Origin of the sequence: Vibrio sp. T11.5, from assembly GCF_027587155.1 — a bacterium.
GTDB lineage: Bacteria > Pseudomonadota > Gammaproteobacteria > Enterobacterales > Vibrionaceae > Vibrio > Vibrio neptunius.
The window spans coordinates 52075-74913 of the sequence record NZ_JAPPTP010000019.1 but is presented as its reverse complement, the minus strand read 5'-3'; the positions used below and the strand labels follow the sequence as shown (position 1 = coordinate 74913).

General features: G+C 45.8%; 23 protein-coding genes. 14 read left to right on the top strand and 9 right to left on the bottom strand.

Annotation, left to right across the window (positions count from 1 at the left end):
- Positions 1 to 131 precede the first annotated feature (131 nt).
- From aroQ to OH455_RS17340, 7 genes are all read left to right on the top strand, one after another.
- Complete coding sequence (aroQ, locus tag OH455_RS17370) at positions 132 to 581, top strand: type II 3-dehydroquinate dehydratase (RefSeq protein WP_006963271.1); 450 nt, start codon at positions 132 to 134, stop codon at positions 579 to 581.
- 82 nt (positions 582 to 663) lie between these two features.
- Positions 664 to 1125: an acetyl-CoA carboxylase biotin carboxyl carrier protein gene (gene accB, locus OH455_RS17365; RefSeq protein WP_269982248.1), complete on the top strand. Its 462-nt coding sequence runs from the start codon at positions 664 to 666 to the stop codon at positions 1123 to 1125.
- Positions 1126 to 1140: 15 nt separating this feature from the next.
- On the top strand, positions 1141 to 2484 hold the full coding sequence (gene accC, locus OH455_RS17360) for an acetyl-CoA carboxylase biotin carboxylase subunit (RefSeq protein WP_269982247.1): 1344 nt from the start codon (positions 1141 to 1143) through the stop codon (positions 2482 to 2484).
- Between the two features lie 137 nt (positions 2485 to 2621).
- Positions 2622 to 3509: a 50S ribosomal protein L11 methyltransferase gene (gene prmA / locus OH455_RS17355; RefSeq protein ID WP_269982246.1), complete on the top strand. Its 888-nt coding sequence runs from the start codon at positions 2622 to 2624 to the stop codon at positions 3507 to 3509.
- Positions 3510 to 3648: 139 nt separating this feature from the next.
- Positions 3649 to 4611, top strand: coding sequence for a tRNA dihydrouridine synthase DusB (dusB, locus tag OH455_RS17350; protein ID WP_269982245.1), 963 nt, complete (start codon positions 3649 to 3651; stop codon positions 4609 to 4611).
- 72 nt (positions 4612 to 4683) lie between these two features.
- On the top strand, positions 4684 to 4980 hold the full coding sequence (gene fis, locus OH455_RS17345) for a DNA-binding transcriptional regulator Fis (RefSeq protein ID WP_000462885.1): 297 nt from the start codon (positions 4684 to 4686) through the stop codon (positions 4978 to 4980).
- Between the two features lie 296 nt (positions 4981 to 5276).
- Complete coding sequence (locus OH455_RS17340) at positions 5277 to 6263, top strand: GGDEF domain-containing protein (RefSeq protein ID WP_269982244.1); 987 nt, start codon at positions 5277 to 5279, stop codon at positions 6261 to 6263.
- Here the strand turns inward: OH455_RS17340 and zntR are convergent.
- Positions 6260 to 6694 (bottom strand): Zn(2+)-responsive transcriptional regulator, encoded by a 435-nt coding sequence (gene zntR / locus OH455_RS17335; protein WP_269982243.1) that lies wholly within the window; start codon positions 6692 to 6694, stop codon positions 6260 to 6262. The genes OH455_RS17340 and zntR overlap by 4 nt on opposite strands.
- Positions 6695 to 6966: 272 nt before the next feature.
- Between zntR and purH the strand changes: the two genes are divergently transcribed.
- On the top strand, positions 6967 to 8559 hold the full coding sequence (gene purH / locus OH455_RS17330) for a bifunctional phosphoribosylaminoimidazolecarboxamide formyltransferase/IMP cyclohydrolase (RefSeq protein WP_269982242.1): 1593 nt from the start codon (positions 6967 to 6969) through the stop codon (positions 8557 to 8559).
- A gap of 237 nt (positions 8560 to 8796) precedes the next feature.
- On the top strand, positions 8797 to 10086 hold the full coding sequence (gene purD / locus OH455_RS17325) for a phosphoribosylamine--glycine ligase (protein WP_269982241.1): 1290 nt from the start codon (positions 8797 to 8799) through the stop codon (positions 10084 to 10086).
- 45 nt (positions 10087 to 10131) lie between these two features.
- On the opposite strand, the gene OH455_RS17320 is transcribed toward purD, so the two are convergent.
- Together OH455_RS17320 and hupA are read right to left on the bottom strand one after the other, a co-directional pair.
- Complete coding sequence (locus tag OH455_RS17320) at positions 10132 to 10827, bottom strand: DUF1481 domain-containing protein (protein ID WP_240457246.1); 696 nt, start codon at positions 10825 to 10827, stop codon at positions 10132 to 10134.
- A 45-nt stretch (positions 10828 to 10872) separates the two neighbouring features.
- Positions 10873 to 11145 (bottom strand): nucleoid-associated protein HU-alpha, encoded by a 273-nt coding sequence (gene hupA / locus OH455_RS17315; RefSeq protein WP_021707210.1) that lies wholly within the window; start codon positions 11143 to 11145, stop codon positions 10873 to 10875.
- Between the two features lie 352 nt (positions 11146 to 11497).
- Between hupA and OH455_RS17310 the strand changes: the two genes are divergently transcribed.
- The gene (locus OH455_RS17310; protein ID WP_045977718.1) at positions 11498 to 12598 is read left to right on the top strand and encodes a CNNM domain-containing protein; all 1101 of its coding nucleotides are present in this window, start codon (positions 11498 to 11500) and stop codon (positions 12596 to 12598) included.
- Between the two features lie 34 nt (positions 12599 to 12632).
- Here OH455_RS17310 and OH455_RS17305 read toward each other — a convergent pair whose 3' ends face one another.
- The gene (locus tag OH455_RS17305; protein ID WP_206369890.1) at positions 12633 to 13220 is read right to left on the bottom strand and encodes a YjaG family protein; all 588 of its coding nucleotides are present in this window, start codon (positions 13218 to 13220) and stop codon (positions 12633 to 12635) included.
- 70 nt (positions 13221 to 13290) lie between these two features.
- Here OH455_RS17305 and OH455_RS17300 point away from each other — a divergent pair, with 70 nt between their 5' ends.
- The 4 genes from OH455_RS17300 (at position 13291) to OH455_RS17285 (ending at position 18563) form a co-directional block, all read left to right on the top strand.
- Positions 13291 to 14211: a D-2-hydroxyacid dehydrogenase gene (locus OH455_RS17300; RefSeq protein ID WP_269982240.1), complete on the top strand. Its 921-nt coding sequence runs from the start codon at positions 13291 to 13293 to the stop codon at positions 14209 to 14211.
- Positions 14211 to 14792, top strand: coding sequence for a uracil-DNA glycosylase family protein (locus tag OH455_RS17295; protein WP_269982239.1), 582 nt, complete (start codon positions 14211 to 14213; stop codon positions 14790 to 14792). The genes OH455_RS17300 and OH455_RS17295 overlap by 1 nt, the downstream gene beginning before the upstream one ends.
- Positions 14793 to 14991: 199 nt before the next feature.
- On the top strand, positions 14992 to 17625 hold the full coding sequence (gene ppc, locus OH455_RS17290) for a phosphoenolpyruvate carboxylase (RefSeq protein ID WP_269982238.1): 2634 nt from the start codon (positions 14992 to 14994) through the stop codon (positions 17623 to 17625).
- A gap of 398 nt (positions 17626 to 18023) precedes the next feature.
- A complete protein-coding gene (locus OH455_RS17285) occupies positions 18024 to 18563 on the top strand; it encodes a PadR family transcriptional regulator (RefSeq protein WP_045977722.1) in 540 nt (179 codons plus the stop codon).
- 63 nt (positions 18564 to 18626) lie between these two features.
- On the opposite strand, the gene cysE is transcribed toward OH455_RS17285, so the two are convergent.
- The 5 genes from cysE to OH455_RS17260 form a co-directional block, all read right to left on the bottom strand.
- Complete coding sequence (gene cysE / locus OH455_RS17280) at positions 18627 to 19448, bottom strand: serine O-acetyltransferase (RefSeq protein WP_045975814.1); 822 nt, start codon at positions 19446 to 19448, stop codon at positions 18627 to 18629.
- Positions 19449 to 19507: 59 nt separating this feature from the next.
- Entirely contained in the window at positions 19508 to 20542 is a 1035-nt protein-coding gene (gpsA, locus tag OH455_RS17275; RefSeq protein ID WP_269982237.1) for an NAD(P)H-dependent glycerol-3-phosphate dehydrogenase, read from the bottom strand.
- A 150-nt stretch (positions 20543 to 20692) separates the two neighbouring features.
- A complete protein-coding gene (gene secB, locus OH455_RS17270) occupies positions 20693 to 21163 on the bottom strand; it encodes a protein-export chaperone SecB (protein WP_045975816.1) in 471 nt (156 codons plus the stop codon).
- Between the two features lie 147 nt (positions 21164 to 21310).
- On the bottom strand, positions 21311 to 21745 hold the full coding sequence (locus OH455_RS17265) for a rhodanese-like domain-containing protein (protein WP_269982236.1): 435 nt from the start codon (positions 21743 to 21745) through the stop codon (positions 21311 to 21313).
- 122 nt (positions 21746 to 21867) lie between these two features.
- Positions 21868 to 22830 (bottom strand): Wzz/FepE/Etk N-terminal domain-containing protein, encoded by a 963-nt coding sequence (locus tag OH455_RS17260; RefSeq protein ID WP_269982235.1) that lies wholly within the window; start codon positions 22828 to 22830, stop codon positions 21868 to 21870.
- Positions 22831 to 22839 lie beyond the last annotated feature (9 nt).

Genomic DNA, 22839 nt, shown 5'->3' with positions numbered 1-22839 from the left:
TGCGCTGAATTGGCTATAATCTTGGTCTATTTTAAAGAACCAGCGTGAAATTTGACAATATAATCACGCTGAATCAGCAATATTATGGGAAGATTCCAGTTCATATCATGAAGTAGGAAGATGGCAGCACAATGACAGCTAAATCACGCATTCTTGTCTTAAATGGTCCAAATTTAAATCTGTTGGGTCTACGCGAACCGGGTCACTATGGTTCTCAAACCTTACCACAGATTATCGACACTTTAACCGAGCAAGCCCACAAAGCTGGTGTTGAACTAGAGCATCTGCAATCAAATCGCGAATATGAACTGATTGAGAAAATCCACGAATCTTTTGGCAAAGTTGATTTCATTATCATCAACCCAGCAGCCTTCACACATACTAGTGTTGCTCTGCGAGACGCCCTGCTCGGCGTTTCTATCCCATTTATTGAAGTACATTTATCCAACGTGCACGCACGCGAGCCTTTCCGCCATCATTCTTATCTCTCAGATAAGGCACAAGGTGTGATTTGCGGCCTAGGTGCACAAGGTTATGAATTCGCTTTGTCTGCTGCCGTAAACACATTGCAGGCACAGTAACTTAATTACTATCACAGTAAATGAACACACTCTGCAGCTCACCAAGAGCTGTCTTATTCACAAGATAAAAGAGAAAGAAAAGATGGATATCCGTAAAATCAAAAAGCTTATCGAGTTAGTTGAAGAATCTGGCATTGCTGAGCTAGAAATCTCTGAAGGTGAAGAGTCGGTACGAATCAGCCGTAACGGTTCGGCGGCACCAGCTCCAATTCAATACGCAGCACCAGTTGCAGCGGCACCAGCAGCTCCTGCGGCAGCTCCGGCAGCAGCACCTGCTCCAGCAGCAGAAGCAGCGCCAGCAGTACCAGCGGGTCATCAAGTGCTTTCTCCAATGGTCGGTACTTTCTACCGTGCTCCAAGCCCAGACGCGAAAGCATTCATCGAAGTAGGTCAATCAGTAACCGCTGGCGAAACTCTATGTATCGTTGAAGCAATGAAGATGATGAACCAAATCGAAGCAGACAAATCTGGTGTAGTTACTGCAATCCTAGTTGACGATGGTCAGCCAGTTGAATTCGACCAACCACTTGTTGTTATCGAATAATAGAGGCTGTCTCTTATGTTAGATAAATTAGTCATCGCGAACCGAGGCGAAATTGCGCTTCGTATTCTTCGCGCATGTAAAGAATTAGGCATCAAAACCGTTGCCGTACACTCAACAGCGGACCGTGATTTGAAACACGTTCTTCTTGCTGATGAGGCAATTTGTATCGGTCCAGCTCGCGGTATCGATAGCTACTTGAACATCCCACGTATCATTTCTGCTGCAGAAGTAACGGGCGCGATCGCTATCCACCCTGGTTACGGCTTCCTGTCTGAGAATGCAGACTTTGCAGAGCAAGTTGAGCGTAGCGGCTTTATCTTTGTTGGCCCGAAAGCGGAAACGATCCGCATCATGGGTGACAAGGTTTCTGCTATCACAGCAATGAAAAAAGCGGGCGTTCCTTGTGTACCAGGTTCTGACGGCCCTCTAAACGATGATGAAGCGGCGAACAAAGCGCACGCTAAACGCATCGGCTACCCAGTTATCATCAAAGCCTCTGGTGGCGGCGGTGGTCGTGGTATGCGCGTGGTTCGCTCTGAAGCTGATCTAGTAGAAGCTATCGCGATGACGCGTGCAGAAGCAAAAGCAGCATTCAATAACGACATGGTTTACATGGAGAAATTCCTAGAAAACCCACGTCACGTTGAAGTACAGGTAATTGCTGATGGTCAAGGCGGTGCTATCCATCTAGGTGAACGTGACTGTTCTATGCAGCGTCGTCACCAGAAGGTGGTTGAAGAAGCGCCTGCTCCGGGTATCACAGCAGAAATGCGTAAGTACATTGGTGAACGTTGTACACGTGCTTGTCTGGAAATTGGTTACCGCGGTGCGGGTACTTTCGAGTTCCTTTACGAGAACGGCGAATTCTACTTCATCGAAATGAACACACGTATTCAGGTAGAGCACCCAGTAACAGAAATGGTGACTGGTGTTGACCTGATCAAAGAACAGCTTCGTGTTGCAGCAGGCCAACCTTTGTCATTCACACAGGATGACATCAAGATCCGCGGCCATGCGATTGAATGTCGTATCAACGCAGAAGACCCTGAGCGTTTCCTACCTTCACCAGGTAAGATCGAGCGTTTCCACGCGCCAGGCGGTATGGGCGTTCGTTGGGAGTCGCACATCTACACGGGCTACACAGTACCACCGCACTATGACTCAATGGTCGGTAAGCTGATCACATTCGGTGAAAACCGTGATGTTGCCATCGCTCGTATGAAGAACGCACTCGGTGAGATGATCATCGAAGGCATCAAGACCAACGTTCCGCTGCAAGAAAGCATCATGAACGACGAAAACTTCCAACATGGTGGTGCTAACATCCACTACCTAGAGAAGAAACTGGGTCTGCAGTAATTCGATTACTGACACCATACAAATGCTCACTTCGGTGAGCATTTTTGTTTTCAGCATATTCTGGACTCAAATAAACTTCCGAGTTCTGCTACACTCTGCGCAAATTTAAATCTAACTATCTACATGAGCACATACCCATGCCTTGGATTCAAATCAAACTCAATGCGACCAACGACAACGCTGAACAAATCGGCGATATGCTAATGGAAGAAACAGGAGCACTGTCTGTGACCTTCTTGGATGCGCACGACACGCCAGTATTTGAGCCTTTGCCGGGAGAAACTCGTCTGTGGGGTGATACGGATATTCTCGCTCTGTACGACGCAGAATCAGATACCCAGTTTATCATTGAACAGACCAAGAACAGCAACTTGCTACCAGAAGGCTTTGCTTACAAAGTAGAGCAGTTGGAAGACAAAGACTGGGAACGAGAGTGGATGGACAACTTTCACCCAATGAAGTTTGGTGAGCGTTTATGGATCTGTCCAAGCTGGCGAGACGTCCCGGAGCCGGATGCTGTCAACGTGATGTTAGATCCGGGCCTCGCTTTTGGTACTGGTACTCACCCAACCACGGCTCTGTGCCTAGAGTGGCTGGAAGGACTGGACATGTCAGGCAAAACAGTGATCGACTTTGGTTGTGGGTCTGGCATTTTAGCGATCGCTGCGATCAAGCTCGGTGCCAAAAAGGTCATCGGGATCGATATTGATCCTCAAGCCCTGCTTGCCTCTAAAGACAACGCTGAACGTAATGGTGTTGCTGAGAAACTAGAGGTATTCCTACCACAAGATCAACCAGAAGGTCTGATCGCTGACATCGTCGTCGCGAACATTCTCGCCGGACCACTCCGTGAGTTGTCGCCAGTTATTAAGTCTTTGGTCAAACCAAATGGTGAGCTGGCGATGTCCGGCGTGCTGGATACACAGGCTGAAGATGTCGCTAACTATTACCGTGATGAACTTCACATTGATCCTATCAAGGAGCAAAATGAGTGGTGTCGAATCTCTGGTCGAAAGCAAGGCTAGATAAGACTTTCAAGGCTAATTGATTGAAATTCATACAAATTACAAAAACAATTTGTAAATGCTCAAATATTAGTCTTTTCACAGCGGAAAAAAATGCGTAAAATGCGCGCCCTTGCTGGTACTAAGCTGTGAAGACGTTTTGAAAATCGGAAATCATCAACTTAAGAATAATCTCATCGTCGCCCCTATGGCGGGAGTGACTGATAGACCATTTCGAGAGTTATGCCTTCGCTATGGTGCTGGGATGGCCGTCAGTGAAATGATGTCCTCAAACCCAAAGCTATGGAAAACGTCAAAATCCAAGCAGCGCATGGTCCATGAAGGTGAATCGGGCATTCGCTCTGTACAGATTGCGGGGGCTGATCCACAACTGATGGCCGACGCTGCGCAGTTTAGCGTTGAGAACGGTGCGCAAATCATCGATATCAACATGGGCTGCCCAGCAAAAAAAGTGAATAAGAAGCTTGCCGGTTCTGCACTGCTTCGCTTCCCAGATATCATCGAAGATATCCTGAAAGCGGTGGTCAATGCAGTCGATGTCCCTGTGACACTCAAAACCCGAACAGGCTGGGACCCAGACAATAAGAACTGTGTCCAAATCGCTAAATTAGCCGAAGACTGCGGCATACAAGCACTTGCTCTGCATGGCAGAACAAAAGTATGTATGTACAAAGGTGAGGCCGAATATGACAGCATCAGAGCCGTCAAGCAGGCAATTTCGATACCCGTTATCGCAAACGGTGATATCGATAGCCCAGAGAAAGCCAAGCGCGTACTGGAGTACACCGGTGCGGATGCTCTGATGATTGGACGTCCCGCCCAAGGTCGTCCATGGATTTTCCAGGAAATCCGATACTTTTTGGAAAACGGCACCACAATGCCAGATCTTCCGTCCGCGGAAGTGAAGGACATTCTGCTGGGTCATGTGAATGCTCTCCACGATTTCTATGGGGAGTACTTAGGGCCGCGAATCGCGCGCAAGCACGTAGGCTGGTATCTAAAAGAGCATGAGCAAGCAAGTGGGTTTCGCCGTGCCTTCAACGCGATTGAGGCAGCAGAGCTGCAACTTGAAGCGTTAGAAGCGTATTTTGATAAAGCCTAACTATTTGAAGTAATCGCTTCAGATATAATGGCTAAACGTTGCATCATAATTAAGAGAAGAGCTAGACCGAATATGTTCGAACAAAATCTGACTTCAGAAGCATTAACAGTAACTACAGTAACGTCACAGGACCAGATTACTCAGAAACCATTACGTGACTCTGTTAAAGCGTCTCTTAAAAACTACTTGGCTCAACTAAACGGCCAAGAAGTCACAGAACTATACGAATTAGTTCTAGCTGAAGTTGAACAGCCACTGCTAGATACCATCATGCAATATACTCGCGGTAACCAGACTCGCGCAGCAACTATGATGGGTATTAACCGCGGTACTCTTCGCAAGAAACTTAAAAAATACGGCATGAACTAATACGTTCTGACGAATTTTATTTTGAGAAAGCCGATTCCAGCTAGAGTCGGCTTTTTCCGTTTCTGCCGCATTTCATTTATAAAATGCCATTAGTTTTATAATTTTAGTACGACTCACTTGTTCACTCACTGCTTCATTTTTGAGACTACAGTTAAGCATAGAAACACAACACATATTGAGTCTCATTTTCATGCCATTTAAGTGAGTAAATAGTAATCAAACTGTGATCTATCACGATTGCCATCACTACTTGTCTAGATATAATGCGGTGTTCATCTGTTGTTGGATAAAACTATATGCTTGATAAGCAAAGGGAAGAATGGCTAAGCCTGATTTTAAATGAACTTCCTGACCGACTTTTCGTGTTAGAGCAATCGGGGCGCTTTATCGAGGGTTTTGGGGGAACGTTCCACACAGTTAGCCTTGAAAAAAATGGTTACGCCAACAAAGCGCTACACGACATCCTTCCACAGGATAAAGCCGACCAACTACTCAGTTACATAAAAGATGTTAGTGAATCAGCCAAACCGCTGGTTGTGCAGTACAGTGTCAGCCCTATTGAATGCTTACAACTATCCATTGATGAGCTGGAAACGCTAAATGGCTCTGAAGACATGTGGTTCGAAGCCACCATTAAGCCCCTATGCTTAGGAGATGGTACTCAGTATGTCTTGTGGCAAGAGCGTGATATCACAAGCAACTATCGCCGCCAGGAAGAGCTGAAACGCCTTTCTGAAACGGATGAGCTAACTGGCATTTTCAACCGCCGAGCATTCCTTGAATCTCTTGAACAAGAATTGCAACGCTATAATGAGACTCAGCGTAATCTGTCATGCTTAATGATCGATATTGATCACTTCAAAGAAATCAACGATCAAGTTGGCCACCTTTCTGGTGATGAGGTCATTACTCTGGTTGCTAGCTTGTGCCAGAAGCAGATTCGTGGCAGCGACTACATTGGGCGACTTGGCGGCGAAGAATTTGGCATTGTACTTTCAAACACAAACGCCATTCAAGCTTATGACATTGCCGAACGCATACGACAATCGATTGAAAATGCCCCCTGCAATGTCGACGGCCATATCATTCATCCAACTGTCAGTATTGGTATCGCAGAAGTGACCTCAGATATCTCTCATGTAAGAGAGCTGTTGGTTCAAGCAGACAAAGCGATGTACTACTCCAAGCAGACGGGTCGTAACCAAGTTACGCTCTATCACGATAACTTGCCGGACATGAAGGTTCAGTCTGCGATTCAAGCCAAAATTCGACAAGCGAGTTAAAGCTCATCACAACACGTCGAGGAGCGTTCTTCACTACCCAGCGCCCCTAAAATCGAGCAATGACTTGCATCATCATCAACATGGCCACAACATGCATCGTTGATTTTCTTCAATGCCTTGCGGATACGGGTCAACTCTGCAATCTTTTCATCAATTAATTCGAGTTTTGCTGAGGTAATGGCTTTGACTTCCGCACAACTATGTTCGGTGGCTTCTAGCTTTATCTCCAACAGCTCGCGAATCTCTTCCAAACTTAACCCAAGATCTTTGGCTTTTAGAATAAATCCGACCTGTTTTTGATTTTCTTCATTATAAAGACGATACCCCGATTCACTGCGTCCCATAGGACGGAGCAGGTCATTTTTCTCGTAGAAACGCAAAGTATCGGTCGTCACACCACAACGCTTTGCCAGTTCTCCAATCTGAAACATAACTTTCCTTATTAACTATCTCGTTACTTTTTAAGTTAAAAAGCACGGTTTTCATAATTTTTTTTGCGATGCCAAACGATTGCGCGAGCTTTTTTGTAATAAATTAGTTAGAATGTGCGCCATCAAGTTTAGAGTCTAATATCTGCCCAGTTTCGACTGGCAAAAAGGTCTTTACCAAAACTGGCCAATATTTTATCCCTGAGAGATAAGAACAAGTTCATTTTTGGCAAATATCTTTAGTTTAACTCCATGACTTTGAGGAAGATGGAAGCATGAACAACGCTCGTCCAATTCGCCGCGCCCTTATCAGCGTATCAGACAAAACAGGTATTGTTGAGTTTGCCCAAGCTCTCGCTGAACGCGATGTCGATATCCTATCCACAGGTGGTACTGCCCGCTTGCTTGCTGAGCAAGGCATTGCTGTCACAGAAGTATCCGATTATACGGGTTTCCCGGAAATGATGGACGGACGCGTTAAAACACTTCACCCAAAGGTTCATGGTGGTGTTTTAGGCCGTCGCGGTCAAGACGATGATGTGATGGAAAAACACGGCATCAACCCTATCGATATGGTTGTCGTTAACCTATATCCATTTGCTGAAACTGTGTCTAAAGAAGGCTGTACGCTTGCTGACGCGGTTGAGAACATCGATATTGGTGGTCCAACAATGGTTCGCTCTGCGGCGAAAAACCACAAAGACGTAACGATCGTTGTAAATGCACACGACTACGACCGCGTTATCGCAGAAATGGACGCAAACGAAACGTCTCTTACACTAGAAACACGTTTCGACCTCGCTATCGCGGCATTCGAGCACACCGCGTCTTATGACGGCATGATAGCAAACTACTTCGGCACTATGGTTCCTAGCTACGGCGAGAACAAAGAAGGTGACGAAGAGAGCAAATTCCCTCGCACATTCAATCAGCAATTCGAGAAGAAGCAAGACATGCGCTACGGTGAGAACAGCCACCAAGCAGCTGCTTTCTACGTTGAAGCAAACCCTGAAGAAGCTTCGGTTTCCACTGCTCGACAAATCCAAGGTAAAGCCCTCTCGTACAACAATATCGCAGACACTGACGCAGCGCTTGAGTGCGTAAAAGAGTTCGATGAGCCAGCGTGTGTGATCGTAAAACACGCAAACCCATGTGGTGTTGCACTTGGCGAAGACATCCTTGAAGCGTACAACCGCGCTTACCAAACGGACCCAACATCGGCATTTGGCGGCATCATCGCGTTTAACCGCGAACTTGATGCAGCAACAGCATCTGCGATTGTTGAGCGCCAATTCGTTGAAGTTATCATCGCACCATCTGTTTCTGCTGAAGCAATCGAAGTTGTGGCAGCCAAGAAGAACGTTCGCCTACTTGAATGTGGCGAGTGGTCAACCAAGACGACTGGTTTTGACGTGAAACGCGTTAACGGAGGCCTACTAGTTCAAGAGCGCGACCAAGGCATGGTAAGCCTAGATGACCTTAAAGTGGTTTCTAAGCGTCAACCAACTGATGAAGAGCTGAAAGATGCCCTATTCTGTTGGAAAGTAGCGAAGTACGTGAAATCTAACGCGATCGTTTACTCGAAAGGTGACATGACTATCGGTGTAGGCGCAGGCCAAATGAGCCGCGTTTACTCTGCGAAAATTGCGGGCATTAAAGCGGCAGATGAGGGTCTAGAAGTTGCCGGTAGCGTAATGGCTTCTGATGCATTCTTCCCATTCCGCGACGGTATCGATGCGGCAGCAGAAGCAGGCATCAAGTGTGTAATTCAACCGGGCGGCTCTATGCGTGATGACGAAGTTATCGCTGCAGCGGACGAACACGGTATGGCAATGATCTTTACCGGTATGCGTCACTTCCGCCACTAGAAAGAAGCGAGCGCTTCGCTTCTGGAAACGGGAACGCGGCGCTCCGAGAAGAGCAAAATTAATCTAATTTAGCTAATTTGAAATACTCTTAGTTTTAGAAACTTTCATTTTAGAGCAAAGCCATGTTGTTAAGGTTAAGTACAGCTCGCCCTCTTACTTATAGAGAATGTATAAGTATAAATGAGCAAGCTCGACACAGAGATTAGCAATATGGCGCAGCTGTCAAAGGATAAATAAATGAATGTACTTATCATTGGTTCTGGCGGTCGTGAGCACGCTTTAGGTTGGAAAGCAGCACAAAACCCAAACGTTGAAACCGTATTCGTTGCACCTGGTAATGCAGGTACAGCACTGGAGCCTAAACTTGAGAACGTAGACATAGGTGTAGAAGCGATTTCTGAGCTGGTTGCATTCGCTCAAGAGAAACAAATAGAGCTGACGATTGTTGGCCCAGAAGCACCTCTCGTTATTGGGGTGGTTGACGCTTTCCGTGAAGCGGGATTACCTATTTTTGGCCCGACTCAAGCCGCTGCGCAACTAGAAGGGTCTAAAGCGTTCACCAAAGATTTCCTTGCACGCCATAATATTCCAACTGCGGCTTACGCTAACTTCACTGAGATTGAACCAGCTCTTGCTTACGTTCGTGAACAAGGTGCTCCTATTGTTGTAAAAGCAGACGGTCTTGCTGCAGGTAAAGGTGTTATCGTTGCAATGACGCTTGAAGAAGCGGAAGACGCCATCAAAGACATGCTCGCAGGTAACGCCTTTGGTGAAGCCGGCAGCCGTGTGGTGATCGAAGAGTTCCTAGACGGTGAGGAAGCCAGTTTCATCGTTATGGTTGATGGTGCGAGCGTTTTACCTATGGCCACCAGCCAAGACCACAAACGTGTTGGCGATAAAGACACTGGTCCTAACACTGGTGGCATGGGGGCTTACTCTCCGGCACCAGTAGTCACCCCAGAGATCCACGAACGTATTCTTGAAGAAGTCATCTACCCAACTGTGCGCGGCATGGATGCTGAAGGCTACCCTTATACTGGTTTCCTTTACGCTGGACTTATGATTGGCAAAGATGGTGTACCGAAAGTCATCGAGTATAACTGCCGCTTTGGCGATCCAGAAACCCAGCCAATCATGATGCGTATGGAATCTGACCTTGTTGAGCTTTGTCTGATGGCTATCGACGAGAAACTTGATGAAGCCGAGTCTAAATGGGATCCAAGTGCGTCTATCGGTGTGGTTCTAGCCGCAGGGGGCTACCCAGCAGACTACGCAAAAGGTGAAGTAATTTCTCTACCTGCTACCGAAGTTGAAGGTCAGAAGATCTTCCACGCAGGTACAGCGAACAACGAAGCTGGCGACATTGTGACGAATGGCGGTCGTGTGCTATGTGCAACGGCACTTGGAAATAGTGTTTCAGACGCTCAGCAGCAAGCGTACGCGCTGGCTAAGCAAGTCAGTTGGACTGGAATGTTCCATCGCAATGACATTGGTTACCGAGCGATAGAGCGCGAACAAAGCAAATAATCACTCAGTATCAAAAAAGGCGCCTCTTAAGGCGCCTTTTATATTTTAATCAGACAATAAACTAGGTCTTTCAATACACGAGTGCTCTTCATCTGCCAGCATGAGTAAATCTTCAACAATGACTCGATTGGTGCGCGTAGAACCGAGAAAAGCCACATAGTTATCCACTCCAGCTAAGCGACTCACCACAAATGACGGAAGTGTCTGATTAAACTCCAATCGGGAATAACTCTGACCAGAACAAGTTTCAAACGTTGAACCATCCCAATAGCCTTGAATCAACTCCTGACCTTTTTTATCCTGCCTTTTCGTTACTGTTGCCACAGTCACGGCATCATTCTTGTAACGCTCGAGCTCATCAGGCTTCACCGGAAACACTTTTCCATCTAGACGATACTGCTGATAAACCGCTTCGCCTTCCTTGTTAAAGCGAACATGCACACTGTATTTCACCAGCCCTTGTTCACCTTTCAATTGCTCACCTTCACGAATCAACTCTCGAAGTTCTCCTTCAGCCCAGCGATAGTCTGTCTTATACCAGCCATAATCTCCAGCCGTGACATAATCTGCAGCCGTACTTGGAGAGGCTAATTTTTCGGTATACCAGTACAGGCTTGTGGCATCACCCATGCTCTTTCCACCTGTGTAGCTAGTGAGTTGGGTTAAGTTGGATGTAGGGGCGTTGGAAGAGCAACCAAGGATAAAAGAGGTGATTAGTGAAGAAAATAAACGTTTTTTCATGACAGTGATGCGCCAAGACAGAAAACTACCTTGGCGCATTATCAATTATTTCACTGCGTCTTTCAGAGCTTTACCTGCAACAAATGCAGGAACGTTTGCAGCAGCAATTTGGATCTCAGCACCTGTTTTAGGGTTACGACCTGTACGAGCTGCACGGTGGTTTACTTTGAATGTACCAAAACCAATTAGTTGAACTTGGTCACCCTCTTTAAGTGCATCAGTTACACCATCAAGAGTTGCTTCAAGAGCAGCCTTAGCTTGTGCTTTAGATAGGTCTGCTTTCTCTGCGATAAAGTCGATTAATTGGGTCTTGTTCATTAGGTTTCCCTTCTCATATGTTATCGAATTCATCTCACTCTAAATCATAAATGCCCCATCTGGCAAAGGTTTGTAAGCGATCTTTAGCTTTCATGACGTACTTTTAACCATAATATGAGTAATAACTCACAATTTGTTACTTTCCTCTCCTATCCAGAGGCTTGTTTTTAATCATAATGAACCTTACTTATAGAACGTGGAAAGCCCATGAAGCCTGATATTGTGGGGCCTGAAGCGAATATAAAATACTCACACCAATAATGCCCAGGCATAGTAGCTCATTTAGCAATTGATATTTTTAATGGTTACATTGCAAAATTCGGTGGTGGTATAAACCTGATATAGGACATGTATGTTACTGCTAACCATCTACGTCTCTGTTGCGATTGGCGTATCCTTTATCTGCTCGGTTCTCGAAGCAGTACTTCTGAGTATTACTCCCAGTTATCTGGCACAACTGCGTCAGCAAGGGCATCCTGCTGCAGAAAAGTTATCAAAGTTAAAAGCAGATATCGATCGTCCACTGGCATCAATTCTGACTCTGAATACCATTGCTCACACCATAGGCGCGGCCAGTGCAGGTGCTCAAGCGGCTGTTGTTTTCGGAAGTGAGTGGCTGGGCGTATTCTCTGGCGTCTTGACGCTAGGTATTCTTGTGTTATCTGAGATTGTGCCAAAAACAATTGGTGCGACCTATTGGCGTAAACTGGCTCCTCTAGCGGCGGTGACCCTGCGTTGGATGGTATGGGCGCTAACACCGTTTGTGTGGTTCTCAGAGCAAATCACCAAACGCCTAGCAAGCGGTCATCAAGCGCCTAAGATGCGCGACGAATTATCAGCGATGGCTATCTTGGCTAAAGAGAGCGGTGAATTTGCGGAAGGTGAGACTAAGATCCTCACTAACCTTCTCGGTATTCAAGACGTGCCTGTTACTCAGGTCATGACACCACGCCCAGTTGTATTCCGTGTTGATGCTGAAATGAGTATTAATGAGTTTCTTTCTCAGCATAAAGACACACCGTTTTCTCGCCCGCTGGTTTACAGCCAATCCAAAGACAATATCATTGGCTTTGTTCACCGCTTAGAGATGTTTAAACTTCAGCAAGCGGGCTGTGGCGAAAAACAACTAGGAGCCGTGATGCGTCCGGTTCACGTTTTACTGAACAACCTATCTCTGCCAAAAGCGTTTGAGCAGATGATGGCGAAACGCCTCCAGCTAGCAATGGTTGTTGATGAATACGGCACCATACAGGGAATTCTGACACTGGAAGATATCTTCGAACATCTGGTTGGGGAAGAAATCGTCGATGAAGCCGATCGAGCCACTGACATGCAAGAGCTGGCGTTTGAGCGCTGGGAAAAATGGAAAGAGACGCATGGCGTGATCGAAAGTCGCGATGACGATGAAGATGATCAGGTTTCTGAACCACAAGCCAAGAAAGAAGACCACTAATCTAATCGGGAGTCTCTACGACTCCCGTTTTGCATTAAAGACTAACACCAATATTGCTGATGCCATCTTCTCTCAGCTCAAAACGAAGATCTTTAATCAGTTCAATGTCTCGTTCTTGAGCATCTTTCAATGGACGGAAAATAGCCCATTGCACATCCCACTCTTCACAAACCGCTTCATTGTCTTTCTGATTACCATTGGTGACCTCGAGACCGGTTTGAGCTTCTTCTAGCTGAGCAACCGTCTGTACCGACTGTTGACTGACTTTTTGCATGCTTTCAAATAAGTCATCGCGATCTAACAAGCCATGTAGCAATGTAGACAAACCAATACAGGCATCAATCGCGGGGTAAACACCATAAAAATCAAAATCCTCAGAACTTGGAATAATCTCTTCTAACTTCTCCAACTGGCGCTCATAATTAACCTTGGCACTCTTGACTGTCAGCTGCTCCCAAATGCTATCCAGAATATCGCGATAAATACGTGGCTCTGCAAATTCCGTACTGTCACAAAACATCGCATAATTTGGGTACATACGTTCACACAGACACGCCATAAAGGTGATCTGCTTCCAAGGTTCTAACTTCTCAAGGCGAAGTTGAAGAGGGTTCTGTAGCATAAGGACTCATTGGTTCAGAAAAAGACAGCGGAAGTGTACTTGATAACCATAGTGGAAAAAAGCGAAGCCGATGAACAATTTCACCAACAAAGTTTATTTACTGACTGAGCACAACGAAACTTACCAGCAGCAACTCGACAAGCTGCGTTTACCGGATCTCGAGATCACTGAGAATCCACAAGGTGCTAATATTTTACTGGCCTCTCCACCACTGGCCGTCAAGCGGCTTAATGAATTTCCTAACGTCGAGTGGATGCAATCGGTTTATGCTGGTGTCGATGCTCTAACCAGCGACACCCCGAACTTTCTGCTGACCAATGTGAAGGGAATATTTGGTCAGCAAATCTCAGAATACGTTCTCGGTTACTTGATACAACATCATCGCCACTTTTTGCATTACCAAGAAAGTCAGAGTCAGTCAAAATGGGAACCCAAACCCTATCAATCTCTGCGTTCACTCACCTTATTAATATTGGGGACAGGCTCGATAGGGAGTCATCTCGCCAAAACGGCTCAAGCATTTGGCATGAAAGTGGTCGGCATTAACCGAAGCGGTATTCCGACCATGCACTCCCCTTTTGACGAGACTTACCATATTCAGGAGCTAGCGAGTGTCCTAAGCCGAGTCGATGTGGTCGTTAACACGCTGCCCAGTACCAAAGACACACATCATCTACTTAATCATCAGTCTCTCAGTCACTGCCAATCCGCCCTACTGTTCAATGTGGGACGAGGGGATGTGGTGTGTGAGACAGGTTTACTTGCCGCGATAGAGGCTCAAGCCATTGCCCATGCCTTTCTTGATGTGTTTGAACACGAGCCACTTGAAACCAATCACCCATTCTGGCACCACCCAGCAATAACGATCACGCCGCATATCGCAGCTCTCAGCTTCCCTGACCAAGTCGTAGAGATCTTTGCTGACAACTATCATCGCTGGCGAGATGGATTCTCACTACTCAATCAAGTCGACCTCGATAAAGGGTACTGATGCTAGAAGATCTACTCCAACAAATTCGCCAATGTCGGCTGTGCGAGCCATATTTACCTCTGGGAGCCAATCCCATTATTCAGGCGAATAAAGAAGCCAAACTATTGATCATCGGGCAGGCGCCAGGGACCCAAGTGCACAAAACATCCATTCCCTGGAATGATCCGAGCGGTGACAGATTAAGACAATGGCTTGAGCTTGATAAAACAGTATTTTATGATGCAAGCAAGATAGCCATCATGCCCATGGGGCTTTGTTATCCCGGCAAAGGGAAAAGCGGCGATCTCCCTCCAAGAAAAGAATGTGCACCGCAATGGCACAGTCAGGTACTCAAACAACTGCCTAACATTGGTATGACGCTGTTGGTAGGCCAGTACGCACAAAACTATTATCTGCAAAACAAACCCAAAACACTCACCGAAACCGTCAGAGCGTGGCAGCAGTGGGCACCTCACTATTTACCTCTACCTCACCCTTCTCCAAGAAATACTTTGTGGTTGAAGCGTAACCCTTGGTTCGAAGCCGAAGTGGTGCCTTTTATTCGCAATTACGTGCATGCTCATATAGGGATTGGACGATAAACGAGTTTTGAATCCGCTCGAATTTCTGTAATAAAGTTTCAACAAATATAGAAAAAATGACCACGCTATATCAGTTGCATTGATTTGCACAATATTTGCAATCTTAGCCTACAGCATTTGACTCATAGCGATATTTTTCGCTAGATTGTCTACTTAACAAGGAACAATGGATGTAATTTTTTTACAAGGCAGGATGACAATGAACGAGAAATACTCTGCACTCAGAAGCAATGTGAGCATGTTAGGACACTTGCTCGGCAACACCATTAAGGACGCCCATGGTGATGCACTTCTGGAAAAAGTAGAAACGATTCGTAAGCTTTCTAAATCTGCGCTTTCTGGCAATCAATCCGATCGCGAAAGCTTGATTGAGGAAATCAAAAGCCTACCCGATGAGCAACTGACGCCTGTTGCCCATGCTTTCAACCAATTCCTCAACCTGACGAACATGGCGGAGCAGTACCACACTATTTCACGTCATTGCGATGCGCATGTCTGCGAACCAGACGCCATTAACAACCTGTTTTCCAAACTTAGCCAAAACGACATAAGCAAACTCGATACTGCTCAAGCGGTGCGAGATCTCAACATTGAGTTAGTGCTTACTGCACACCCAACCGAGATCACTCGACGCACCATGATCAACAAGCTGGTCAAAATTAATAAGTGCTTGTCGAAACTAGAGTTGAACGACCTGTCAGCCAAAGAACGTCAGAAGACAGAACGCCGCCTCGAACAATTGATTGCCCAAGGCTGGCACTCTGACACCATTCGTCAGCAGCGCCCAACTCCTCTCGATGAAGCAAAGTGGGGCTTTGCGGTTGTCGAGAACTCTCTATGGGAAGCGGTGCCTGACTTCTTACGCGAATTTGACGGTCGTCTGCGTGGCTATCTTGAAGAAGGCCTGCCTATTGATGCTCGCCCAGTGCATTTCTCGTCTTGGATGGGGGGAGACCGCGATGGTAACCCATTTGTCACCCACACCATTACCCGTGAAGTCATGTTACTGTCACGCTGGAAAGCCGCAGATCTGTACCTCAATGATATCAATGAGCTAGTCAGTGAACTGTCGATGACTCGTTGCAATGACGTGGTACGCTCGCTTGCGGGAGAGGATGAACACGAACCTTACCGTGCGGTACTAAAACAACTGCGTGCCTTGCTGACGGAAACCAAAGAAATACTGGATGCCAAAGTAAACGGTCAGAAGCTGGCAGTGAAAGCACCTCTGCAGCGAGTAGAGCAGCTATGGGAACCACTTTATGCTTGTTACCAATCTCTTCATGAGTGCGGTATGGGTATCATCGCGGATGGTTCACTACTAGACACACTGCGCCGAATCAAAGCTTTTGGCGTTCACCTTGTTCGTCTCGATATTCGTCAGGAAAGTACTCGCCACTCTGATGCTTTATCTGAACTCACTCGCTACCTTGGCATTGGTGATTACAACCAGTGGAGCGAACAGGACAAAGTTGCTTTTTTAACTAATGAGCTAGCCTCCAAACGCCCACTTCTCCCACGTGACTGGCAGCCATCAGAGCAGGTCAAAGAAGTTCTTGATACCTGTAAGATTGTCGCAGCTCAACCACGAGAAGCCTTTGGCGCTTATGTGATTTCCATGGCACGTACGGCTTCAGATGTATTAGCCGTACACCTACTACTTCAAGAAGCCGGCTGCCCGTATCGGATGGATGTATGTCCCCTATTTGAAACCTTGGATGATCTGAATAATGCCGAATCTGTAGTTAAACAGTTAATGGGAATTGACCTCTACCGAGGTTTTATTCAGAACCACCAAATGGTGATGATCGGTTACTCTGACTCAGCAAAAGATGCTGGCGTGATGTCTGCTGGCTGGGCTCAGTATCATGCGATGGAAGCACTGGTCAAAGTCGCTGAAGATGAAGGGGTTGAATTGACACTATTCCATGGCCGAGGCGGCACTATTGGTCGAGGCGGTGCACCTGCTCATGCCGCTCTTTTGTCTCAACCACCGAAGAGCTTGAAAGGCGGCCTGCGAGTAACAGAACAAGGAGAAATGATCCGTTTCAAATTGGGTTTACCTGAGGTTGCCGTTAATAGCTTCAACTTGTATGCCAGTGCGATTTTGGAAGCTAACTTACTGCCACCACCGGAACCGAAACAGGAATGGCGTGATTTGATGAATGTTCTTTCAGAAGTCAGCTGTGAATCGTATCGAAGCGTCGTTCGTGGTGAACCTGACTTTGTTCCATATTTCCGTCAGGCAACGCCAGAATTAGAGCTAGGTAAACTACCTCTTGGCTCTCGCCCAGCGAAGCGCAACCCTAAAGGTGGGGTCGAGAGCTTGCGTGCGATCCCATGGATCTTCTCTTGGAGCCAAAACCGCTTGGTACTGCCAGCATGGTTAGGTGCAGGTGAAGCGATTCAATACTCGATCGATAAAGGTCATCAAGCCCTGCTTGAGGAGATGTGTCGCGAGTGGCCATTCTTTTCCACCCGGCTCGGCATGCTCGAAATGGTGTACACAAAATGTAACCTCGAGATCTCACGTTACTATGATGAACGCTTAGCTGATCCTAAACTGCTTCCTCTAGGCGATAAGCTGCGAGCACAGCTTCAGCAAGATATCAAAGCGGTGCTCAACGTTGAAAATAATGAGAACCTGATGCAAAGTGACCCGTGGGGCCAAGAGTCTATTCGCCTACGTAACATTTACGTCGAACCATTGAACATGCTGCAGGCTGAACTGCTTTATCGTACTCGTCAGAACGATACTGCATCACCCGAGCTAGAGGAAGCATTGATGGTGACTATCGCTGGTATTGCCGCAGGGATGAGAAACACCGGTTAAACTTGTAACCAAATATGAAATAGGCTGTCAGATTCGACAGCCTTTTCTATATCTGATTCTAAAAACATCAAATCATTCAGCATCATCAAAATGAAAAATAGGTCTAATTACAAAAAAACAGAATAATTAACCAAAATATTTAATTATTGAGAAAATTATCAGTTTTTTGATTTATTTTACCCTTCTATTCTACTTTATGCTTATTATTTAGATATACTAATGCTCCCTAGCGGTAAACAATAACATCAACATATCGCTCTAGGTGATAAAACGGCTTTTAAGGTGACATGGCCAACTTTGTTGGCGCTGCTTAAAAAATTCACTGATGACAAGTGCCACAGAAGCACAACAGTAACTAAGCAGTTGTTAGTAGTTATTTGACCATTTGGATTGAAGACATGTCATTACCACACGTTATCCTGACAGTTCTGAGCACACGCGACGCAACTGGATATGATATCACCAAAGAATTTTCTGCCACTATTGGCTACTTTTGGAAAGCAAGCCACCAACAAGTATATCGCGAGCTCAATAAAATGGCTCAAAATGAGTTGGTTACCTGCGTTCTAGAACCTCAAGAAGGTAAACCAGACCGTAAAGTATATTCCATCACAGACTCTGGTCGCGTCGCACTGGGCGAATGGTTTGATCAACCAACAGCACATCCGACCGTTCGGGATGAATTCTGTGCGAAATTGATGGCTTGTGCTGTTCAACCTTCCGCACCTTACCGTGAACAACTCGCTGAACTTGTAGAAGAATCGCGCAAGTTGGTTGCTCACTATCAGGAAATAGAGAACGCGTATTATTCGACGCCCTCTACCCTGGACAAACAACAGCGTTTAGAACGTTTAACACTCCGTCGTAATCTACTAGTCCGCCAAGCGTGGGTAGAATGGGCTGATGAAGTACTCCATGAATTATCCTCTCTAGGCTAACGGTACAAAAAAGGGTTGAAGCCAATGCTTCAACCCTTTTATTTTCCTTACCGAGCAGCTTAGTTAAATACCATCACCACCAATAAAGCTCTGTGAGCGACCGTTGAACTGCTGGTCCATATCCAATGAAGGCTTATCTGTTTTAGGTCGACCTACAATCTTAGCAGGCACGCCCGCGACGGTGGTATGAGCGGGTACTGGTTGTAAAACAACAGAACAAGACCCGATCTTCGCACCTTGACCCACCTCAATATTACCAAGGATCTTAGCACCAGCACCGATCATCACACCTTCACGGATCTTCGGGTGTCGGTCGCCACACTCCTTACCTGTACCACCTAACGTGACGTCTTGCAGAATCGAGACGTCATTTTCCACAATTGCTGTTTCTCCAATCACAATACCTGTTGCATGGTCTAGCATGATACCGTGGCCAATTTTTGCTGCTGGATGAATATCAACTTGGCACGCTACCGAAATTTGATTTTGCAGATAAGTGGCCAGCGCAATGCGTCCTTGGCGCCATAGCCAGTTCGCCACGCGATAACCTTGCAAAGCATGATAACCTTTCAAGTACAGCAAAGGCATTGAGTACATGGAAACCGCAGGATCTCGATTCACTGTGGCACAGATATCACAAGCCGCTGCCTCTGTGATCGAATGTTCTGCGTTAAACGCTTCTTCGACCACTTCACGAACTGCCATCGCGGGCATAGACACTGTATTAAGCTTATTGGCCAAAATATAGCTAAGTGCAGCGGCTAGGCTTTCATGCTTGATGATCGTCGCATGATAAAAGCTTGCTAGCATCGGCTCTTGCTCTGAAAGCTCTCGAGCTTCTCGAACGATGGCTTGCCATACTTTCTGTTTTTCACAATGTTTCATTTCTCAACCCTTCACCTAAGCCTGCTTAAGTGTTGTTTGCTTTCCATGCCTTTGGACGCTTACACTTCTGATTTCTTATCACGAGCAAGCAAATCTTTTGCTGCAATATGTGCATCTTTTCCTTGATACAACACTTGATAAATTTGGTCAACAATTGGCATCTCGACTCCCATGCGCTGTGACAGTAGCCAAACTTCTTTAGTGTTACGATAGCCTTCAACGACCTGCCCAATCTCATCCTGAGCCGTATCTACATCTTTACCTTGCCCTAGAGCTAGGCCAAATCGACGGTTACGTGATTGGTTATCTGTACAAGTCAGAACCAGATCGCCCAGCCCAGCCATACCCATAAAGGTTTCTGGCTGAGCGCCTAATGCAGCACCAAGACGCGTCATTTCTGCGAGGCCACGAGTAATAAGAGCTGTTCTAGCGTTAGCTCCAAAGCCAATACCGTCTGACATTCCTGCACCGATCGCAATCACATTCTTAACAGCTCCACCTAACTGCATACCTGTAAAGTCACTGTTGGCATAAACACGAAACGTCTTGCTGCAATGAATTTTCTCCTGCAGTTCAGAAACAAAACTCTCATCAGGAGACGCGACTGAAATCGCCGTAGGCATACCTAGCGCTAGCTCCTTGGCAAACGTAGGCCCTGATAGCACAGCTAAAGAGTACTCTTCCCCTAACGCTTCTATAACCACGTCTTTCAGTAGGCGTCCTGTCTCTGGCTCAAGACCTTTCGTTGCCCAGCAAATGCGTGTGTCTGCTCTGAGGTGAGGTTTAATGTTGTTAAGCACGATGCCAAACACATGACTGGGTACCACAACCAGTAAATCACGACTTGCCTGGACCGCTTTTTCTAGATCTGACTCAACGATCAGTGATTGTGGAAAATCAATACCCGGTAAGAATTCGTGATTCGCTCTATCTGACTGCAAACGTGTCATATGCTCAGGGTCATGGCCCCAAAGCACCACATTCGCGCCATTTCTCGCCAGTGAAATAGCCAGAGAGGTACCGTATGAGCCAGCACCAAGCACCGTCATAGCAATTGCTTTCCCGTAGCCGTTTTGAATGTCTGAGTCCGTCATTAATCCGTCCGATCGTATTAAAAATTTGGAAGTTGGAGCTTCGATTGATTTCAATGTAAGGCACTATTGTAGGCAATAAACAAAAAATGCACATCACATCCTTTGATGCTCTGTGCATTTTGTTGATACCAAGAAACAGCGATAACGTAATTAAGCTTCCGCAGTACCTTCTTGCTGAGCTTGCTGCTGCAGGTAGTTCATAAACAATGCGTCAAAGTTAACTGGCGCTAAGTTCAATTGCGGGAATGTACCTTTAACCACTAGGCTAGAAATCGTTTCACGAGCGTATGGGAATAGAATATTAGGGCAGAATGCACCTAGACAATGCGCAAGCTGGCCTGCTTCCATTTTATCAGCAGTAAAAATACCACCTTGTTGAACTTCACACAAAAACGCAGTTTCTTCTTCGTTCTTCACCGTTACAGTCAGACGTAGAACAACTTCATAAACACCTTCACCTAGCTCACGGCTTTGGGTGTCTAGGTCTAGTTTCACATCTGGGTTCCACTCTTTTTGGAACATGTTTGGTGAATTAGGCGCTTCAAAAGAAACGTCTTTTAGGAAGATGCGTTGAATCGCAAAGTTTTGTGCGTCTTGTTGTTGTGGTGCTGCTTCAGCCATTTTGAAATCCTTTAATAATCAATTTTCTAGGAGACTAGACGAGAGAGATTGCTATTACTAGGCTTCTCATAAAATTCGTGGAAATGTCCACACCTCTCTTTAACAAACGCTGTTTTTCAATCAGCGTTTGCAGAAAAACCACTCAGTTTATTTTTTGCCTTTCACTAACGGCAAGTTTGCTTCACTCCAAGCAAGCAGGCCATTCTTCAGCAAACTGACATTTTCAAAACCAGCTTTGACGAGAAGATTAGCACTCTCTGGCGCCGTATTACCTGTTTTGCATACCACTATGATTGGGTTAGATTTTTGGTTTTCAAGGCTGCCAAAGTTACCGGCTTTGATATCAGAAGGTAAAATGTGAACTGCATCAGTAATATGTCCATTGCGGAACTCATCTTTACTACGGATATCAACAACAACACCATTTTCACGGTTCATTAGGTGCGTCGTTTGTGATGCAGTGATCTCTTTGTACGCTGCTGTCGTTGACTTAACAATATTCATAATAAGTGCAACTAGTAGACCAACCCATACTAGAGAGAGAATCATGTTCTCTTGAAAAAATGTGATGTATTCTTGCATGTCCTGTGCTCTTCAATAATAGAGCTGCTTAATTCTAAGCAGCTCTGGACTAAAAATCAGACTGGGAGTATAGCGGGGATAAGAACTTAAGGCGAGAGTGCCTTAAGTAATACGAAGAATAGCTAGTCATTTTCTCGACGAGATGCGTAGCGAATAAGAACAATCGCAACACCCAGCATTCCCCCAAGCAATATTGATAATATGCATATCAGGGCCCTTTTAGGGCCTACCTTTTCTTCCGGCACTACTGGAGGATCGATTACTTTGAACGCGTATTCATCTTTCACTTCCGCTAGCATGAGAGTTTTTGTTTGCTCTTCAATGAGTTGGTAGAACACGTTCTGCATATCGACGACTTTGGTTCTGTCCAACTGTTGTTCAAGGTATTCAATATTACGATTGGTGTCTGTTAAAGATTCTTCTTTCATCCACAGATTAAGCTCTTTGACCAACCATTGGGTCCACTGCTGCGCTACGTATGGAGATAGATGAGTAATGCTAACAATTACAATCCCCGTATCTTTATCTTCAGAAATATTTAAGAGGCCCTTAAACGCCGAGTAAGCTTGCCAAGCTGTTGGTTCCAATGACAGCTCTGAGTTATCAGGATCACTTAGCCAACGAATACCATCATAAAGTTCTGGGTCAAGTACAAGCTTATTGCTCTCTTTATCCCAAGATTGGGTTGCCATCAAAATAGGTAGCAAAGCATATTTATCAATAAACGCATTGATAAACTTACGAGATTCAAGCGTTGCCAAAGATAAAGATTTATCATTTGTGTTCCCACTACGGACATTAATCCCCGCTAAAGAGGCCAAGCCCCCAAACTGACTTGCCATTGCTGCAAGACCGCCAACTTTTTCATCATTTGAAGCAACCAAAGTGGCAGATGCTTGGTAAGTATTCGGTTGCGATAAAGCAAATAAAACACCGCCTATCGCAAATAGCACGGTGGTAACAATTACCACCCATTTGCCCCTCCATAAGGCAAGGAACAATTCCCCTAAATCTATTTCATCATTAGTAATTGTCAGGTCTTGCACTTGGGTAAATTTTTTTTCATGAATAATTGGCTTGTTCATAATATCTTC

What these genes read in the sequence shown, in the direction of transcription:
- accB (WP_269982248.1), top strand. Translation starts at nt 664, where the DNA reads ATGGATATCCGTAAAATCAAAAAGCTTATCGAGTTAGTTGAAGAATCT.
- gpsA (WP_269982237.1), bottom strand. Translation starts at nt 20,542, where the DNA reads ATGACGGACTCAGACATTCAAAACGGCTACGGGAAAGCAATTGCTATG.
- OH455_RS17320 (WP_240457246.1), bottom strand. Translation starts at nt 10,827, where the DNA reads ATGAAAAAACGTTTATTTTCTTCACTAATCACCTCTTTTATCCTTGGT.
- OH455_RS17285 (WP_045977722.1), top strand. Translation starts at nt 18,024, where the DNA reads ATGTCATTACCACACGTTATCCTGACAGTTCTGAGCACACGCGACGCA.
- OH455_RS17340 (WP_269982244.1), top strand. Translation starts at nt 5,277, where the DNA reads ATGCTTGATAAGCAAAGGGAAGAATGGCTAAGCCTGATTTTAAATGAA.
- purD (WP_269982241.1), top strand. Translation starts at nt 8,797, where the DNA reads ATGAATGTACTTATCATTGGTTCTGGCGGTCGTGAGCACGCTTTAGGT.
- OH455_RS17265 (WP_269982236.1), bottom strand. Translation starts at nt 21,745, where the DNA reads ATGCAAGAATACATCACATTTTTTCAAGAGAACATGATTCTCTCTCTA.
- ppc (WP_269982238.1), top strand. Translation starts at nt 14,992, where the DNA reads ATGAACGAGAAATACTCTGCACTCAGAAGCAATGTGAGCATGTTAGGA.
- fis (WP_000462885.1), top strand. Translation starts at nt 4,684, where the DNA reads ATGTTCGAACAAAATCTGACTTCAGAAGCATTAACAGTAACTACAGTA.
- OH455_RS17305 (WP_206369890.1), bottom strand. Translation starts at nt 13,220, where the DNA reads ATGCTACAGAACCCTCTTCAACTTCGCCTTGAGAAGTTAGAACCTTGG.
- OH455_RS17260 (WP_269982235.1), bottom strand. Translation starts at nt 22,830, where the DNA reads ATGAACAAGCCAATTATTCATGAAAAAAAATTTACCCAAGTGCAAGAC.
- OH455_RS17310 (WP_045977718.1), top strand. Translation starts at nt 11,498, where the DNA reads ATGTTACTGCTAACCATCTACGTCTCTGTTGCGATTGGCGTATCCTTT.
- secB (WP_045975816.1), bottom strand. Translation starts at nt 21,163, where the DNA reads ATGGCTGAAGCAGCACCACAACAACAAGACGCACAAAACTTTGCGATT.
- OH455_RS17295 (WP_269982239.1), top strand. Translation starts at nt 14,211, where the DNA reads ATGCTAGAAGATCTACTCCAACAAATTCGCCAATGTCGGCTGTGCGAG.
- hupA (WP_021707210.1), bottom strand. Translation starts at nt 11,145, where the DNA reads ATGAACAAGACCCAATTAATCGACTTTATCGCAGAGAAAGCAGACCTA.
- purH (WP_269982242.1), top strand. Translation starts at nt 6,967, where the DNA reads ATGAACAACGCTCGTCCAATTCGCCGCGCCCTTATCAGCGTATCAGAC.
- aroQ (WP_006963271.1), top strand. Translation starts at nt 132, where the DNA reads ATGACAGCTAAATCACGCATTCTTGTCTTAAATGGTCCAAATTTAAAT.
- accC (WP_269982247.1), top strand. Translation starts at nt 1,141, where the DNA reads ATGTTAGATAAATTAGTCATCGCGAACCGAGGCGAAATTGCGCTTCGT.
- cysE (WP_045975814.1), bottom strand. Translation starts at nt 19,448, where the DNA reads ATGAAACATTGTGAAAAACAGAAAGTATGGCAAGCCATCGTTCGAGAA.
- OH455_RS17300 (WP_269982240.1), top strand. Translation starts at nt 13,291, where the DNA reads ATGAACAATTTCACCAACAAAGTTTATTTACTGACTGAGCACAACGAA.
- prmA (WP_269982246.1), top strand. Translation starts at nt 2,622, where the DNA reads ATGCCTTGGATTCAAATCAAACTCAATGCGACCAACGACAACGCTGAA.
- zntR (WP_269982243.1), bottom strand. Translation starts at nt 6,694, where the DNA reads ATGTTTCAGATTGGAGAACTGGCAAAGCGTTGTGGTGTGACGACCGAT.